Source organism: Bacillus sp. FSL W8-0519 (genome assembly GCF_038005585.1).
Classification (GTDB): domain Bacteria; phylum Bacillota; class Bacilli; order Bacillales; family Bacillaceae_G; genus Bacillus_A; species Bacillus_A paranthracis.
Genome location: NZ_JBBOTL010000001.1, coordinates 5,313,563 through 5,328,723 on the forward strand (window position 1 = coordinate 5,313,563; position 15,161 = coordinate 5,328,723).

The following is a 15,161-nucleotide window of genomic DNA, read 5'->3' on the forward strand; positions in this document are numbered from 1 at the left end:
TCCAGTTAGTAATACAGATTAAAATAGTATAAGGAATATTATTTTATCCTCCTATTTTAGAACGCAATGAAATCCCTAAATCAATTATACCTAAGATTGTCACAAGAGGAAACAGCATCGGGATAAACATGCAGGCGATAAAACTAATAATAGGAACCCCTTTCGTAAAACCTTTGCTATGCGCCAGAAAAGCGATAAACGTCAAACCTTGCAGCACGAGTAGTAAAGCAAATATGACATATAGGTTAGAAAATACCATATGTAAATATGATGTCGGTTCTACTTTTATAAAAGTTGATAGCAAAATAAATACAACGTAATACCAAACAATACTCTTTGGTAATTGTATATCCTTAAATTTAGGCCAAGGTATGACATCGTGTTTTAACTTTCTCAAAACACTACCTGATATCATAACTGTAATCCAAGAAAAACATACTGAGACCATGACAAGTAAACTTGGGAATAACGTTTGTAACACATCATTAAATTGTGCAAATAGCTCTTTTTGCTCTTTACTAATAGGCATGCCCGCAGCTGTAACTATCTTTTCGCTTTGCGCCATACTTTCATTAAACATATTTTGCATTTGCTTCATTAAATCTATGTTAAAAAACTTTATACTCGCAACATAAATGAGCATAATACCAATTAAGTAAGCAAGCGTCCCTGCCATCAAAATTTCTACTGGCTTCTTTTGTTTTTTATACATATGTCCTAAAACGATACCTATTAATCCAAACATAGTTGTCTTTACTAGGTTCATCGGTTGACTAACAATAACAGTAATAAAAAGCGCTGCCGTAAAAATTACAAAAGCATTAGATATTTTATATCTTATCGTTAGCAATATAAATGGCAACGGCAACGCAAACGTTACAAATGTGCCTAAAATTGGAACATACATAGATATAAGCAATAACATTGCATATATTGCTAACAACGCCGCACCTTCAGTAATAAATTTCGTATTCCTCATCATCTAACCTCTCTTTCAAAAAAGAAAAGCATAGCAAAATGCACAGTAGAGTCCGACTCTACTGTGCATTTCATACGCTATTATTCACCAACATATGGTAAAAGTGCCATTTGACGAGCACGTTTAATTGCAACTGTAAGTTTGCGTTGGTATTTTGCGCTTGTTCCTGTTACACGACGAGGTAAAATTTTACCACGCTCAGAAACGAAACGTTTTAATAAATCAACATCTTTATAATCGATGCGAGTGATGCCGTTAGCTGTGAAGAAACACACCTTACGACGTTTCGCACGTCCACCTTTGCGTCCTGCCATGTCTATTTCCCTCCATTCTTTGTTAAAACTAACAAATTTACTGTATTAGAACGGTAAATCGTCGTCGGAAATGTCGATCGGTTGACCTACATTTGAAAATGGATCGTCATTCTTCGTAAATCCAGAGTTTCCTTGGTTACCTGAATTACTAGATTGACCAAATGGGTTAGAGCTTTGGTTACCGAAACCAGCTCCTGATGGTTGCTGATTAAATGAACCACGTTGCTCCCCACCGCCATTACGCGGCTCTAAAAATTGTACGCTTTCCGCAAGAACTTCTGTTACATATACACGTTTACCATCTTGTCCCTCGTAATTACGAGTTTGAAGACGCCCATCTACGCCTGCTAAGCTACCTTTTTTCAAATAATTTGCTACGTTTTCTGCTTGTTTACGCCATATTACACAATTAATAAAGTCAGCTTCACGCTCACCTTGTTGATTCGCAAATGCGCGATTCACAGCTAACGTAAAAGTAGCTACTGCAACACCATTGGGCGTGTAACGTAAGTCAGGGTCCTTAGTTAAACGACCAACGAGGATAACACGATTCATCAATCGAACCACTCTCCCTTATATATCAATTATTTTTCTTCTTCTTTAACAACGATATGACGAAGGATATCTTCGTTGATCTTAGCTAAACGATCGAATTCGTTAATCGCTTCTGCGTTAGCATTTACGTTTAAGATCATGTAGAAACCTTCACGTAAGTCGTTGATTTCGTAAGCTAAACGACGCTTACCCCACTCTTTCGTGTTAATGATTTCTGCACCATTGTTTGTTAAAACACCTGCAAAACGTTCAACTAAAGCTTTTTGAGCTTCTTCTTCAACGCCAGGACGAATGATGTACATAATTTCGTACTTTCTCATTACACTTTCACCTCCTTTTGGTCTAAACGGCCCGTAATGGGCAAGGAGCAATTAATTTATAGTAATTACTCACGAGTTTAGATTATATCATAGTAAGTTAGATGAATCAACTCACCCATACATAAAAAACTTGGCAAACACATAATATATTTGCCAAGTTCATATCTTTATTTTTCCTAGGAAATATTAAATTAAACGTTGAAACGGAAATGCATAACGTCTCCGTCTTTTACGATATACTCTTTTCCTTCTAAACGAACTTTACCAGCTTCTTTTGCAGCTGTCATAGAACCGTTTGTCATTAAGTCTTCGTAAGAAACTGTTTCTGCACGAATAAATCCACGCTCAAAGTCTGTATGAATTACGCCGGCACATTGTGGTGCTTTCATACCTTGTTTGAACGTCCATGCACGTACTTCTTGCACACCTGCTGTGAAGTAAGTAGCAAGTCCTAATAAATCATATGCAGCACGAATTAATTGATCTAAACCAGATTCCTCAATGCCCAGTTCTTCAAGGAAGACTTTTTTCTCTTCCTCGTCTAGCTCAGCAATTTCTGATTCGATTTTTGCACATACAACGATTACTTGAGAATTTTCATTTGCAGCAAATTCTTTTACCATTTGTACGTATTTGTTTTCAGAAGGATCGATAACATCGTCCTCGCTTACGTTTGCTACGTATAACATTTCTTTCGTTGTCAGTAAATGAAGACCTTTAACAATCTTCATTTGCTCTTCTGTAAATTCAACAGTACGAGCTGGTTTACCCTCTTCAAAAGCTTCTTTTAAACGTACTAAAATTTCATGCTCATATACTGCTTCTTTATCCTTTTGTCTTGCTAATTTCGCAACACGTTCGATACGTTTATCAACAGATTCTAAGTCTGCTAAGATTAGCTCTAAGTTGATTGTTTCAATATCATCAATTGGGTCTACTTTACCTGAAACATGCGTAATATTTTCGTCTTCAAAACAACGAACAACTTGGCAAATTGCATCTACTTGGCGAATGTGAGATAAGAATTTATTTCCTAAACCTTCACCTTTACTCGCACCTTTTACGATACCTGCAATATCAGTAAACTCAAATACAGTCGGAACAGTTTTTTTCGGTTCTACTAATTCCGTTAATTTATTTAAACGCTCATCTGGTACTTCTACAATTCCTACGTTTGGATCAATTGTACAGAATGGATAGTTTGCAGATTCTGCTCCTGCTTGTGTAATTGCATTAAATAAAGTGGACTTTCCTACGTTAGGTAATCCAACAATCCCAGCCGTTAATCCCATATTTTTCACTCCTATGTCTCAATCTTTCATCATTATAGATAGTAACGAAAAAAATGACAAGTTTCCTCCAAACGAAAAAAAGTAACAGCTACCCACTGTAACTGTTACTTTCTCTCTATTCTTCGTGCTTCACAAGTATTTTTTTCACCTTACGATCAAACTCTCTTCGAGGAATCATTACTGAATGGTCACATCCCTCGCACTTAATGCGGATATCCATTCCCATACGAATAATCTTCCAACGATTCTCCCCACATGGGTGGGCTTTCTTCATTTCCACAACATCGTACAAGTTATACTGCTTTTGCTCCATTCTCCAAACCCCTCTCCATATTAAATTGCTTTTCCACTCACTAACTCTTCACGATTATATAAAACCATACGTGGATATGGAATTTCAATACCATGTAAATCTAGACGATTTTTAATTTCTTTACGAAGTGCCCTTGCAATAACTGCATGTTGCATCGGCTCTACTTCTGCAATAACACGTAATATAACTTCTGATGCAGCTAATGTTTGCACGCCTAATAACTGAGGCGTTGTTACCATTTGCTCATATTGTGCAGGTAATTCTTCTAATAATTCTTCAATGACTTGCTCTGCTTTTGCTATATCAGCCTCATACGAAATAGATACGTCAACAAATGCTACACTATTACTAACTGAATAGTTGGTAACCTGAACAATACTTCCGTTTGGTAAAGTATGAATTTCACCTGTCCAACTTTTCACTTTCGTTGTACGAAGTCCAATTTCTAAAACGACACCTTCAAACTGACCAATTTTCACATAGTCACCAACTGAAAATTGATCTTCTAACAAGATAAATAACCCTGTAATAACATCTTTCACTAAACTTTGAGCACCAAATCCGACTGCTAAACCAATTACCCCAGCACCGGCTAATAAACCTGATGCATTAATATTAAACACACCTAAAATCGCAATTAACATAATGAACATAACAACGTATGCCACAATATTTTCAAGTAACTTCGCTACTGTAACTGTACGACGTTCTGAAATTTGAATTGGAGAACGACTTCCCATACGAAACGCATTTCGTACAACCGCTCTTGCAATTCGCACTACAATTGCACCAATTGTTAAAATGATACATATTTTTAATGTCGCAATTCCAATATGAGCCCAACGATCAGCATCTAATAAATACTGTTTCGTAGCATTAAACCACTTCGTTAATACATCCATGTACCTCTACCTCTCCAGCCAAAATTTCTTTTTAGTTATCCTTCTTATTGTATCAGAAGTCTCCTAATTGCTGAAAAAATTTTATGTCTTTAATTCCATTTGTTAACCGCCATGCAGGTATAAAATGGAACGAATATATATATACTAGTACTATTATTTCCGTTCTCACTTAAGTTTTACAGCAAGTACGCACTTATAGTTTTCCATTTTACTCACCATATAACATATTTTGAAAATTTATTAAAAGGATGGGTGCTTCATGAATATTGGAAGTTTTCGCTTACCTTTTTTCGAAAAAGAAACTCAAAATGTTATGCACCAAGATTTAGAAGCCTCCGAGACAATTAGTAACTTCTTACTTTCCCATATCCCTATTAAAACTCATATACCAATCATTCTCGTTTGTATCGGAACAGATCGTTCCACAGGAGATGCACTCGGTCCGTTAGTCGGTACGAAACTAGAACAAGTAGGAATTACAAACTTCCAAGTTTTCGGCACACTAGATGAACCAGTACATGCGCTAAATTTAGAAGAAAAAATTCAGAATATACAGAAAGATAATCCTACTTCATTTATCATTGCGGTTGATGCTTGTTTAGGAAAATCTCAAAGTATCGGTTCCATCACTACCGGAATGGGGCCTAGTAAACCCGGAGCTGCGATGAACAAGAAATTACCAGCAGTTGGTGATTTACATATTCATGGCATCGTAAATCTAAATGGTTTTATGGAGTTTTTCGTCCTGCAAAATACAAGATTAAGTTTAGTTATGAAAATGGCTGATGTAATTGCACAAAGCATAAAAGAAACAGACCAAAAATTATCTGTATTAAAAAAAGCAAACCATCTATAAATAATAAGATGGTTTGCTTTTTAGTTTTGCTGCGCTAATAATTCTAAAATACGATTTAAATCTTCTTTATTGAAAAATTCAATTTCGATTTTACCTTTTTCCTTTTTTGTTTCTTTAATTTTTACCTCTGTGCCAAACTTTTCCCTTAAGAACGTTTCGCGTTCTACGAAAAATATGTTTCTCTCTTTTTTTACTTGTTTTGTTTCACGTGAAACGCGTTGATTAATCTCCTGAACAATTTTCTCTAATTGACGAACATTTAATCCTTCTTTTTCAATTCGTTTCAGTAAAGATTTCAACTGCTCTTCATCTTTTATCGTAAGTAAAGTTCTCCCATGAGCCATTGAAAGTTGACCGTTTGCAATCATATCTTGCACAAAAGAAGGGAGGCTTAATAATCGCGTATAGTTTGCAATGTAAGGTCTACTCTTACCAAGACGTTTTGCTAATTGTTCTTGCGTCACATTTAGCTCATTCATTAACATTTGATATGCCATTGCTTCTTCCATTGGATTTAAATCTTCTCGTTGTAAGTTTTCAAGCAATGCAAACTCCATCATTTGCTGCTCATTTAATTGTCTTACAACGGCAGGTACTTTTTCGAGTCCCGCTTCTTTAGCAGCACGATATCTTCTTTCACCTGCAACAATTTCATATCCTTTAATACTCTTTCTAGCAATTAATGGTTGTAATATGCCGTGCTCTTTAATAGAGGCCGATAATTCCTGAATCGCCTCTTTATTAAAGTGTTTACGTGGTTGATATGGATTCGGTCTTAATTCAGTTATCGTAATCTCCTGAATTGTCTCTTCTTCTTTCACATCTAAATCAGGAAAAAACACATTGATTCCTCTTCCTAATCCTTTAGCCACCTGCAATCACTTCCTCTGCTAAATCTATATATACTTCTGCCCCTCTTGATTTAGCGTCATACTGCATAATTGGTTTCCCATGACTTGGTGCTTCACTCAAACGAACATTACGAGGGATAATCGAACGGTATACTTTATCTCTAAAGTATTTTTTCACTTCATCTATAACCTGAATCCCTAAATTTGTACGGGCATCTAACATTGTTAGCAATACGCCTTGAATTGCTAGATTTTTATTTAAGTGCTTTTGCACAAGTCGAACTGTATTTAATAGCTGACTTAACCCTTCTAGTGCGTAATATTCGCATTGAACAGGAATAATAACAGAATCTGCTGCAGTTAATGCATTAATCGTTAATAACCCTAAGGACGGGGGACAGTCGATAATAATATAATCATATTCATCTCGAACTGGCTGTAATGCCCTTTGCAAACGTACTTCCCGGGAAATAGTCGGTACCAATTCAATTTCAGCACCTGCTAATTGAATTGTAGCGGGTAGAACATCTAAGTTTTCAGTTGCGGTTTTCTGTATAACCCCTTGAACATCTGCATCTTCCACAAGAACATTGTAAATACATTGATCTAATTCGGATTTTTCAATTCCCACACCCGTCGTTGCATTTCCTTGAGCATCAATATCTACAAGAAGGACCTTTTTACCTACTTGTGCCAATCCAGCCCCTAAATTAACAGATGTTGTTGTTTTTCCAACGCCACCCTTTTGATTGGCTATAGCAATGATTTTTCCCATGATGTCACCTACTTTCAACCTTTCTATCTTATTCTAGTAACAATTACGTTTATTGTAACATGAAATAAAAGTTTTTCTTTTACGTCCTTATTAAACTTCAAAATTTATTTGTAAACTCCTTCTTCATCTAACAAGAAAATATAGTAAAAGAGACCTATCCAATAGGATCAGGTCTCTAACACACCATTATTATTTTTTCTTCGGAATTTGAATTGTAATTTGATAGTACTCGTCAAACTCTTCTTCCTCAGAATTAACATTTAAACCACTGTCAGCAACCATTTGTAATGACTGCCTAATTGTATTCATGGCAATTCTCGTATCTCGACTTACTGCTTTTTGCTTTGCCTTACGCTTCGGTTTTGCTTCCTCTAGTAATTTCGCAATTCGTTCCTCTGTTTGCTTTACATTCAGTTGTTTCTCCACAATTTCCTGTAAAACCTTCAGTTGTAATTCCTCATTCTTTAAAGGGATGAGCGCACGGGCATGGCGTTCTGTAATACTTTTTTCTAATAACGCATTTTTTATTTCTTCAGGCAACTTTAACAATCGCAACTTATTTGCGATTGTGGATTGTCCTTTTCCGAGTCTTTGTGCCAATGCTTCTTGCGTTAAATTATGTAACTCAATTAGCTTTTGATATGCCACAGCTTCCTCGATTGCTGTTAGTTCCTCACGTTGCAAGTTTTCAATTAAAGCCACAGAAGCTGTTTCTGTATCATTTAAGTTTTTTATAATTGCAGGAACCTTTTCCCACCCTAACTTTGTTGCTGCACGGAAACGCCTTTCTCCAGCAATAATCTCGTACTTCTCATCCTCATATTGCCTCACAACAATTGGCTGAATAAGTCCGTGTGTACGAATCGTTAATGCTAGTTCCTCAATACGCGCGTCATCAAAAACTGTTCGTGGTTGATAACGGTTAGGGGTAATATTTACTATCGGAATTTCTTGTATTTCTTCATATACCTTTTTATCTATTTCTTCATGGCTTTCGTCTTGTAATTCGAATTCGCTCTCTTTATCTCCAAAGCCAAATAAACGAGAAAACGTATTTTTCATACATATTCCACCACCTTTAGGCCTATTGACTATTCTCCATAAAATGTTTCCTATGAAACATTTACGTTTTCATTTATATAATTTAATCTTACGTCTAATAAGATTTATTTTTCAATAGGTAATTTATTGGGTGTTCCCGGTTTGCGTGGATATTTCTTTGGTGTCTTGCGCTTTTTCTCGATTAATAAAATATTACGTTCACTTTCTTCAAACGGTAATTGGAACGTAGACATTTCTTTTAAATCCCCGCCTAGCACCTCTAAAGCATACTTGCCATTTTCAATTTCTTCGTTTGCTGCAGCACCTTTCATTGCAATGAATGTTCCCCCAACTTTTACAAGTGGTAAACACAGCTCACTTAATACTGAAAGACGTGCGACTGCACGTGCCATTACAATGTCGTACGCTTCACGTACACCTTCTTTTTTTCCAAATGTTTCAGCACGATCATGACAAAACGCGACGTCACTCAATTCCAACTTTTGTGCTAAATGATTTAAGAAATTAATACGTTTTTGTAATGAGTCTACAATCGTCACTTTTAAATGCGGGAAACAGATTTTTAAAGGAATACTTGGGAATCCAGCTCCCGCGCCAACATCACAAATTGAGAATGGTTTAGAAAAATCGTAATAAAAAGCAGCTGTAATGGAATCAAAAAAGTGTTTTAAATATACTTCCTCTTTTTCCGTAATAGCCGTTAAATTCATTTTTTCATTCCATTCTACTAATGTTTCGAAGTAGATTTCGAACTGCTCTAACTGTCTAGAAGAGAGGGTGATACCCTTCTCTTCTAGCATAGATTGAAATTGTTCTATGTTCATCTAACAATATCTCCTTACTATTTATTGGTTCGATACTCGCGCAATTTTTCCTTGTTCAATATACACAAGTAAAATGGAAATGTCTGCTGGATTTACGCCCGATATACGTGAAGCCTGCCCCACTGAAAGTGGACGAACATCTTTCAATTTCTGTCTAGCTTCTGATGCAAGGCTAGAAATCGCATCATAATCAATATCGACAGGAATTTTTTTACTTTCCATCTTCTTCATACGCTCTACTTGCTGTAAAGATTTTTCGATATATCCTTCGTACTTAATCTGAATTTCAACTTGTTCTGTAACTTCATCACTTAATTCTACTTCACTTGGTACTAAAAGATGGATATGCTCATATGTCATCTCTGGACGACGTAATAAGTCACTTGCACGTATTCCATCTTTCAATTCACTTCCACCAATATTGCGAATTAATTCTTGAACTTCAGGACGTGGTTTAATAATAATGCTACTTAAACGTTCCTTTTCCTGTTCAATTTGTAATTTTTTATTTGTAAATCGCTCATAGCGTTCTTCTTTAATTAATCCAATTTCATGACCAATTTCAGTTAAACGAAGATCCGCATTATCATGGCGTAATAATAGACGATACTCTGCACGAGACGTTAATAAACGATATGGTTCATTCGTCCCTTTCGTTACAAGATCATCAATTAAGACACCAATATAAGCATCCTCACGACCTAAAATAACTTCTTTTTTACCTAAAGAACGACATGCTGCATTAATTCCGGCCATAAGCCCTTGTCCTGCTGCCTCTTCGTAACCAGAGGTTCCGTTAATTTGTCCTGCTGTATATAAATTTTTAATTTTTTTCGTTTCAAGTGTTGGCCATAGTTGCGTTGGCACAATTGCATCATATTCAATTGCATAACCTGTACGCATCATTTCAACATTTTCTAGACCAGGGATTGTTCTAAGCATATCACGCTGTACGTCTTCTGGTAAGCTTGTGGATAAACCTTGTACGTACACTTCTTGTGTGTTACGTCCCTCTGGCTCTAAGAAAATTTGATGACGTGGTTTATCATTAAACCTTACTACTTTGTCTTCAATTGAAGGACAATATCTAGGACCTGTTCCCTTAATCATACCAGAATACATAGCTGAGCGATGTAGGTTTTCATCTATTAAACGATGTGTTTCCGTACTTGTATACGTTAACCAACATGGAATTTGATCCATAATAAACTTTGTCGTTTCAAAAGAGAAAGCGCGTGGCTTATCGTCACCTGGCTGAATTTCTGTTTTACTGTAATCAATCGTATTACTATTTACGCGCGGAGGTGTACCTGTTTTAAATCTAACAAGATCAAATCCAAGCTCCTCTAAATGTTCCGATAAAGTAATAGATGGTTGTTGATTATTTGGACCACTCGAATATTTTAAATCTCCCATAATAATCTCACCACGTAAAAACGTACCAGTCGTAATTACGACTGTTTTTGCTGTATATTCAGCACCAGCTTGCGTAATTACCCCTTTACATTCGCCATCTTCAACGATCAAACGCTCTACCATTCCTTGGAACAACGTTAAGTTTGGTGTTTCTTCAATTGTTTTCTTTAATTCATGCTGGTAAGAGAACTTATCTGCTTGTGCTCGAAGTGCACGTACAGCTGGCCCTTTACCTGTATTTAACATACGCATTTGAATATGCGTTTTATCAATGTTGCGTCCCATTTCTCCGCCTAATGCATCAATTTCACGAACAACAATCCCTTTTGCTGGTCCACCAACAGAAGGGTTACATGGCATAAACGCTACCATATCTAAGTTAATTGTTAACATTAATGTTTTGGAGCCCATTCGTGCTGCCGCAAGACCAGCTTCACATCCTGCATGACCTGCACCGATTACTATGACATCGTATGAACCGGCATTGTATCCCATTGTTTATTCCTCCTAATAATCTCTATCTTTCTGAAACATCACTATATTATTTTCCTAAACAAAATTGAGAGAACAACTGGTCAATTAAGCTCTCATGAACGGTGTCACCAGTAATTTCACCAAGTATTTCCCACGTTCTTGTTAAATCAATCTGCACCATATCAATTGGAACACCATTTTCTATCGCCTCAATTGCATCTCCAATTGTTTTTCCTGCTTGTGTTAATAATCCAATATGTCTCGCGTTAGAAACATATGTTACATCTGCAGAATCAATTGTTCCTTCAAAGAATAAATCAGCGATTGCCGTTTCAAGCTCATCTATTCCCTGTTCCTCAATTAACGACGTTGTAATAACACGATTCCCCGCTGCTAATTCTATAACACGTTCCATATCAATTGCTTGCGGTAAATCTGTCTTATTTACAATAACAATGAAATCTTTTCCTTGTACGGCACGGAATAGATCTTCATCCTCATTCGTTAAAGCTTCGCTATAATTAACGACAACTAACACTAAATCAGCTTGACTCATCATTTCTTTTGAACGCTCTACACCAATTCGTTCAACAACATCTTCTGTTTCACGAATTCCGGCCGTATCTATAAGTTTAAGTGGTACACCACGCACATTAACGTACTCTTCAATAACATCACGAGTTGTTCCTGCAATATCAGTTACAATTGCCTTTTTCTCCTGAACGAGACTATTTAATAGCGATGATTTCCCAACATTAGGTCTACCAATGATTGCAGTAGCAATACCTTCACGTAAAATCTTTCCTTGCTTTGATGTTTCTAATATTTTTGCAATTTCAGCACGAACATGTGTAGCTTTCTCAATTAAAATATTATGTGTCATTTCTTCCACATCATCATATTCCGGGTAATCTATGTTTACCTCAACATGAGCTAACGTTTCTAATATATCCTGACGCAGACGGCCGATTAATTTAGATAATCGTCCTTCCATTTGATTAATCGCTACGTTCATTGCTCGATCTGTTTTTGCACGGATTAAGTCCATAACAGCTTCTGCTTGTGATAAATCAATACGACCATTTAAAAAAGCACGTTTTGTAAATTCACCAGGCTCCGCTAATCGTACTCCTTGCGCTAAAATAAGCTGCAATACTTTATTTACCGAAACAAGCCCACCGTGACAGTTAATTTCTACTATATTTTCACGTGTAAAAGTCCTCGGTGCACGCATAATAGACACCATTACTTCTTCAATAACCTGATTTGTATCTAAATCAACAATATGACCATAATGAATTGTGTGAGAAGGAACCCCTGTTAAATCCTTCCCTTTAAAAATACGATTAACCTTTTCAACCGCATCATCCCCACTTACTCGAACAATGGCAATTGCACCCTCTCCAAGCGCTGTGGAAATCGCGGCAATTGTATCAAATTCCATGTCCTTTCACCTCACTTGCTTATTTATCTCTATTTCAACATGATTATTTTCTTCACTAAATTATTAGAATACCATAACGAACCTATCTACAAAAGAATAATAACTCATTTTATTATGTCCTCATGTAAAAAACACTAAACTTATTCACAGTGGATAAGTTTAGTGTTTTTTAGTTATCCACACCTATTTTTCCCTCAAAAAAACCGGCACTCAATTGAGTAACCGGTCACTTGGAAGATATTACAACATGTCGATGTGGTTCTTTTCCTTCAGAAGTTGTAATGATATTTTGATGATTAGATAATGCTTGGTGGATAATCTTTCGTTCAAAAGATGGCATAGGCTCCAATACAACTCTTTTTTTCGTACTTACTACTTGTTTGGCTAATCGATAAGAAAGTGCTTCTAGCGTAGCTTTTCTTTTACTACGATAATTTTCAGCATCTAATGTGATACCAATGTACTGCTTCGTATTACGATTCGCCACAAGTTTTGTTAAATACTGTAAAGAATTCAAGGTATTCCCTCTTTTTCCAATCAAAACACCCACATTTTCGCCGTAAATTGTAAATTCAACTTCGCGTCCTTTTACAATTTTACTAATCTCAGCTTCCACACCCATATCGTGAATAACATTTTTTAAATATTCTTCACATTCTTGAATTGGATCTTTCTTCAATACAACTTCTACTACTGCAGGTCGGTTCCCAAATAAACCTAAGAACCCTCTCTTACCCTCATCGATAATATTTATATCTACTCGGTCTTTTGAAACATTTAATTGTCTTAAAGCATCCTGTACTGCCAGCTCGACTGTTTGTCCTTTAGCAGTAATTATACTCACTTGCTTGATCCTCCTGCCTTACTAGCCTTAATTTCCGGCCCTTTGATCAAGTACATTTGAGCGATACCAAAGATATTACCAACAACCCAGTAAAGTGATAATGCAGCTGGGAAGTTAATTGCAAAGATTAAAATCATGATTGGCATTAACCAAATCATCATTGCCATTTGCGGATTTTGACCAGCAGTTCCTGCCATTGCAAGTTTTTGCTGAATAAATGTCGTAATTGCCGCAACAACCGGTAAGATATAGAACGGATCTGCTTGTCCTAAGTCGAACCATAAGAATGTATGCTTACTAATTTCTGATGTTCTCATAATCGCATGGTAAAACGCGAATAAAATAGGCATCTGAACAAAGATTGGTAAACATCCTGCTAATGGATTTACACCATTTTTTTGATACAACTGCATCATTTCTTGTTGTAGTTTTTGCTGCGTTGCTTGATCTTTAGAGCTATATTTCTCTTTTAACTTCACCATTTCTGGTTGTAACGCTTGCATTGCTTTCGTACTCTTCGTTTGTTTAATCATTAATGGTAATAATGCAAAACGAATGATAAGAGTTGTAACAACAATCGCTAAACCGTAATTACTACCAAATAAGTTGGCAAAATACGTAATTAACTGAGAAAGCGGGTATACGAAGTATTCATTCCAAATTCCAGTGCTTTTTGGTGTAATTGGCTGATTTACTTCACTACAGCCAGCAGTAATCGCCATTAATACAACAACCATGGCTAGTAAACCTAATTTCTTTTTCAAAGCCTACTCCTCCTTGTATCGGTATGTATATAGTGTAATTCATTTCCTTACGCTACTTTTTTATTCTTTTCATACCAGAGCGTTTAAAGACATGAATTAAGCTTTTCTTTACTTCTTCATATGTCATCTCTGCACAAGGCTTCCTTGCTATTATAACAAAATCTTTTCCAGAATCTATCTCATCTTTTAATTCTGTGATCGACTGGCGAATCATACGTTTAATTCGGTTACGCACTACTGCATTTCCTATTTTCTTGCTGACAGAAAGGCCAATACGAAAGTTTGGCTGCTCTTCTTTATCTAGTTGATACACAACAAATTGACGATTCGCAGTCGATTTTCCTTTTTGAAAAACCGTCTGGAATTCATCATTCTTTTTTATACGATGTTTTTTCTTCATATCAATTGACACTCCTGTAGTTCATCAGCGGAAATTCACTATTATTAGAAAAAAAGACCACTGAACGATCAGTGGTCTACGCAGATAATACTTTTCTTCCTTTACGACGACGAGCTGCTAGCACTTTACGTCCGTTCGCTGTGCTCATACGGCTGCGGAAACCATGTACTTTGCTGCGCTTACGTTTATTTGGTTGGTAAGTTCTTTTCATTATATGACACCTCCCTGAGGAATATCTGTTAAAGACAGTCTTATAAATTATAGTTAATCAACTAGGAAAATGTCAATGGTTCTAGAAATTTTCATCAAATATTCATTTTGAACCTATTCACATACTTTTTCACAGACGCTATATTTCCTTGTGGATAAATGTTTTTTTCTGTTTTTTATATCCACAAACTCTTTTCGTACTTTTACACAGTATATCGTGTTGTGGACAAGTTTATTCCACAAGGTATTGATTTTGTGGATAACTTTCTTAATTTCATTGCTATAGCTACTTTTTTTTGATATTATAGTTGTGTTTTCACTTTGAATAAGTTTTCCACATCATTATCTTATCCACAATTTGTGTATAACATGTGGACAGTTTTAATCACATGTGGGTAAATGATTATCCACATTTGCTTTTTTTGTCGAAAACCCTATCTCATATACAAACGACGTTTTTAGGTTTTAAAATACGTTTCGTATAAATATACATTTTATATTTATTTAGGTTGTACATTTGTTGCGCAACCTTATTCTTTTACCATCTTAGTAAAGGAGGGACACCT

The 15,161-nt window shown here is 36.0% G+C and carries 18 protein-coding genes; 1 reads left to right on the top strand and 17 read right to left on the bottom strand.

Translation table 11 applies throughout. From position 1 onward, the window contains the following. Window positions 1-43: 43 nt before the first annotated feature. The 7 genes from NST14_RS27840 to NST14_RS27870 form a co-directional block, all read right to left on the bottom strand. A complete protein-coding gene (locus NST14_RS27840; RefSeq protein WP_229143715.1) occupies window positions 44-979 on the bottom strand; it encodes a YybS family protein in 936 nt (311 codons plus the stop codon). Window positions 980-1,059: 80 nt separating this feature from the next. Then, window positions 1,060-1,293: a 30S ribosomal protein S18 gene (rpsR, locus tag NST14_RS27845; protein ID WP_000918873.1), complete on the bottom strand. Its 234-nt coding sequence runs from the start codon at window positions 1,291-1,293 to the stop codon at window positions 1,060-1,062. A gap of 45 nt (window positions 1,294-1,338) precedes the next feature. Then, on the bottom strand, window positions 1,339-1,851 hold the full coding sequence (gene ssb, locus NST14_RS27850; protein WP_033682562.1) for a single-stranded DNA-binding protein: 513 nt from the start codon (window positions 1,849-1,851) through the stop codon (window positions 1,339-1,341). A gap of 26 nt (window positions 1,852-1,877) precedes the next feature. Next, the gene (gene rpsF / locus NST14_RS27855; RefSeq protein ID WP_001233779.1) at window positions 1,878-2,168 is read right to left on the bottom strand and encodes a 30S ribosomal protein S6; all 291 of its coding nucleotides are present in this window, start codon (window positions 2,166-2,168) and stop codon (window positions 1,878-1,880) included. A gap of 191 nt (window positions 2,169-2,359) precedes the next feature. Further along, window positions 2,360-3,460 carry a redox-regulated ATPase YchF gene (gene ychF / locus NST14_RS27860; RefSeq protein ID WP_000524669.1) on the bottom strand — a complete coding sequence of 367 codons (1,101 nt, stop codon included), beginning with the start codon at window positions 3,458-3,460 and terminating at the stop codon, window positions 2,360-2,362. A 115-nt stretch (window positions 3,461-3,575) separates the two neighbouring features. Next, on the bottom strand, window positions 3,576-3,773 hold the full coding sequence (locus tag NST14_RS27865) for a DUF951 domain-containing protein (RefSeq protein WP_000436051.1): 198 nt from the start codon (window positions 3,771-3,773) through the stop codon (window positions 3,576-3,578). 20 nt (window positions 3,774-3,793) lie between these two features. Further along, window positions 3,794-4,675, bottom strand: a complete 882-nt coding sequence (locus NST14_RS27870; protein ID WP_000382911.1) for a mechanosensitive ion channel family protein — start codon at window positions 4,673-4,675, stop codon at window positions 3,794-3,796. 259 nt (window positions 4,676-4,934) lie between these two features. Between NST14_RS27870 and yyaC the strand changes: the two genes are divergently transcribed. Continuing rightward, window positions 4,935-5,531, top strand: a complete 597-nt coding sequence (yyaC, locus tag NST14_RS27875; protein WP_001020729.1) for a spore protease YyaC — start codon at window positions 4,935-4,937, stop codon at window positions 5,529-5,531. A gap of 20 nt (window positions 5,532-5,551) precedes the next feature. On the opposite strand, the gene spo0J is transcribed toward yyaC, so the two are convergent. From spo0J to rpmH, 10 genes are all read right to left on the bottom strand, one after another. Further along, window positions 5,552-6,403: a stage 0 sporulation protein Spo0J gene (spo0J, locus tag NST14_RS27880; RefSeq protein WP_001051838.1), complete on the bottom strand. Its 852-nt coding sequence runs from the start codon at window positions 6,401-6,403 to the stop codon at window positions 5,552-5,554. Further along, window positions 6,396-7,157, bottom strand: coding sequence for a sporulation initiation inhibitor protein Soj (gene soj / locus NST14_RS27885; RefSeq protein WP_000516114.1), 762 nt, complete (start codon window positions 7,155-7,157; stop codon window positions 6,396-6,398). Before soj ends, spo0J begins: the two co-directional genes overlap by 8 nt. Before the next feature lie 189 nt (window positions 7,158-7,346). Next, a complete protein-coding gene (gene noc, locus NST14_RS27890; RefSeq protein WP_000799029.1) occupies window positions 7,347-8,219 on the bottom strand; it encodes a nucleoid occlusion protein in 873 nt (290 codons plus the stop codon). Window positions 8,220-8,323: 104 nt separating this feature from the next. Then, window positions 8,324-9,043: a 16S rRNA (guanine(527)-N(7))-methyltransferase RsmG gene (gene rsmG, locus NST14_RS27895; RefSeq protein WP_001019621.1), complete on the bottom strand. Its 720-nt coding sequence runs from the start codon at window positions 9,041-9,043 to the stop codon at window positions 8,324-8,326. 21 nt (window positions 9,044-9,064) lie between these two features. Beyond that, window positions 9,065-10,954: a tRNA uridine-5-carboxymethylaminomethyl(34) synthesis enzyme MnmG gene (gene mnmG, locus NST14_RS27900; protein WP_000541033.1), complete on the bottom strand. Its 1,890-nt coding sequence runs from the start codon at window positions 10,952-10,954 to the stop codon at window positions 9,065-9,067. 46 nt (window positions 10,955-11,000) lie between these two features. Next, entirely contained in the window at window positions 11,001-12,377 is a 1,377-nt protein-coding gene (gene mnmE, locus NST14_RS27905; RefSeq protein WP_229143714.1) for a tRNA uridine-5-carboxymethylaminomethyl(34) synthesis GTPase MnmE, read from the bottom strand. Between the two features lie 226 nt (window positions 12,378-12,603). After that, on the bottom strand, window positions 12,604-13,221 hold the full coding sequence (gene jag, locus NST14_RS27910) for an RNA-binding cell elongation regulator Jag/EloR (protein ID WP_000022804.1): 618 nt from the start codon (window positions 13,219-13,221) through the stop codon (window positions 12,604-12,606). After that, window positions 13,218-13,985 carry a YidC family membrane integrase SpoIIIJ gene (spoIIIJ, locus tag NST14_RS27915; RefSeq protein ID WP_000727751.1) on the bottom strand — a complete coding sequence of 256 codons (768 nt, stop codon included), beginning with the start codon at window positions 13,983-13,985 and terminating at the stop codon, window positions 13,218-13,220. Before spoIIIJ ends, jag begins: the two co-directional genes overlap by 4 nt. Before the next feature lie 52 nt (window positions 13,986-14,037). Beyond that, on the bottom strand, window positions 14,038-14,385 hold the full coding sequence (gene rnpA / locus NST14_RS27920; RefSeq protein WP_000726630.1) for a ribonuclease P protein component: 348 nt from the start codon (window positions 14,383-14,385) through the stop codon (window positions 14,038-14,040). A 76-nt stretch (window positions 14,386-14,461) separates the two neighbouring features. Next, on the bottom strand, window positions 14,462-14,596 hold the full coding sequence (rpmH, locus tag NST14_RS27925) for a 50S ribosomal protein L34 (RefSeq protein ID WP_000831901.1): 135 nt from the start codon (window positions 14,594-14,596) through the stop codon (window positions 14,462-14,464). Between the last annotated feature and the right edge of the window lie 565 nt (window positions 14,597-15,161).

Coding starts and splice junctions, on each gene's coding strand:
- rpmH (WP_000831901.1), bottom strand. CDS start 14,596: ATGAAAAGAACTTACCAACCAAATAAACGTAAGCGCAGCAAAGTACAT.
- rnpA (WP_000726630.1), bottom strand. CDS start 14,385: ATGAAGAAAAAACATCGTATAAAAAAGAATGATGAATTCCAGACGGTT.
- NST14_RS27865 (WP_000436051.1), bottom strand. CDS start 3,773: ATGGAGCAAAAGCAGTATAACTTGTACGATGTTGTGGAAATGAAGAAA.
- mnmG (WP_000541033.1), bottom strand. CDS start 10,954: ATGGGATACAATGCCGGTTCATACGATGTCATAGTAATCGGTGCAGGT.
- ychF (WP_000524669.1), bottom strand. CDS start 3,460: ATGGGATTAACGGCTGGGATTGTTGGATTACCTAACGTAGGAAAGTCC.
- NST14_RS27870 (WP_000382911.1), bottom strand. CDS start 4,675: ATGGATGTATTAACGAAGTGGTTTAATGCTACGAAACAGTATTTATTA.
- noc (WP_000799029.1), bottom strand. CDS start 8,219: ATGAAAAATACGTTTTCTCGTTTATTTGGCTTTGGAGATAAAGAGAGC.
- rpsR (WP_000918873.1), bottom strand. CDS start 1,293: ATGGCAGGACGCAAAGGTGGACGTGCGAAACGTCGTAAGGTGTGTTTC.
- mnmE (WP_229143714.1), bottom strand. CDS start 12,377: ATGGAATTTGATACAATTGCCGCGATTTCCACAGCGCTTGGAGAGGGT.
- soj (WP_000516114.1), bottom strand. CDS start 7,157: ATGGGAAAAATCATTGCTATAGCCAATCAAAAGGGTGGCGTTGGAAAA.
- rsmG (WP_001019621.1), bottom strand. CDS start 9,043: ATGAACATAGAACAATTTCAATCTATGCTAGAAGAGAAGGGTATCACC.
- NST14_RS27840 (WP_229143715.1), bottom strand. CDS start 979: ATGAGGAATACGAAATTTATTACTGAAGGTGCGGCGTTGTTAGCAATA.
- rpsF (WP_001233779.1), bottom strand. CDS start 2,168: ATGAGAAAGTACGAAATTATGTACATCATTCGTCCTGGCGTTGAAGAA.
- yyaC (WP_001020729.1), top strand. CDS start 4,935: ATGAATATTGGAAGTTTTCGCTTACCTTTTTTCGAAAAAGAAACTCAA.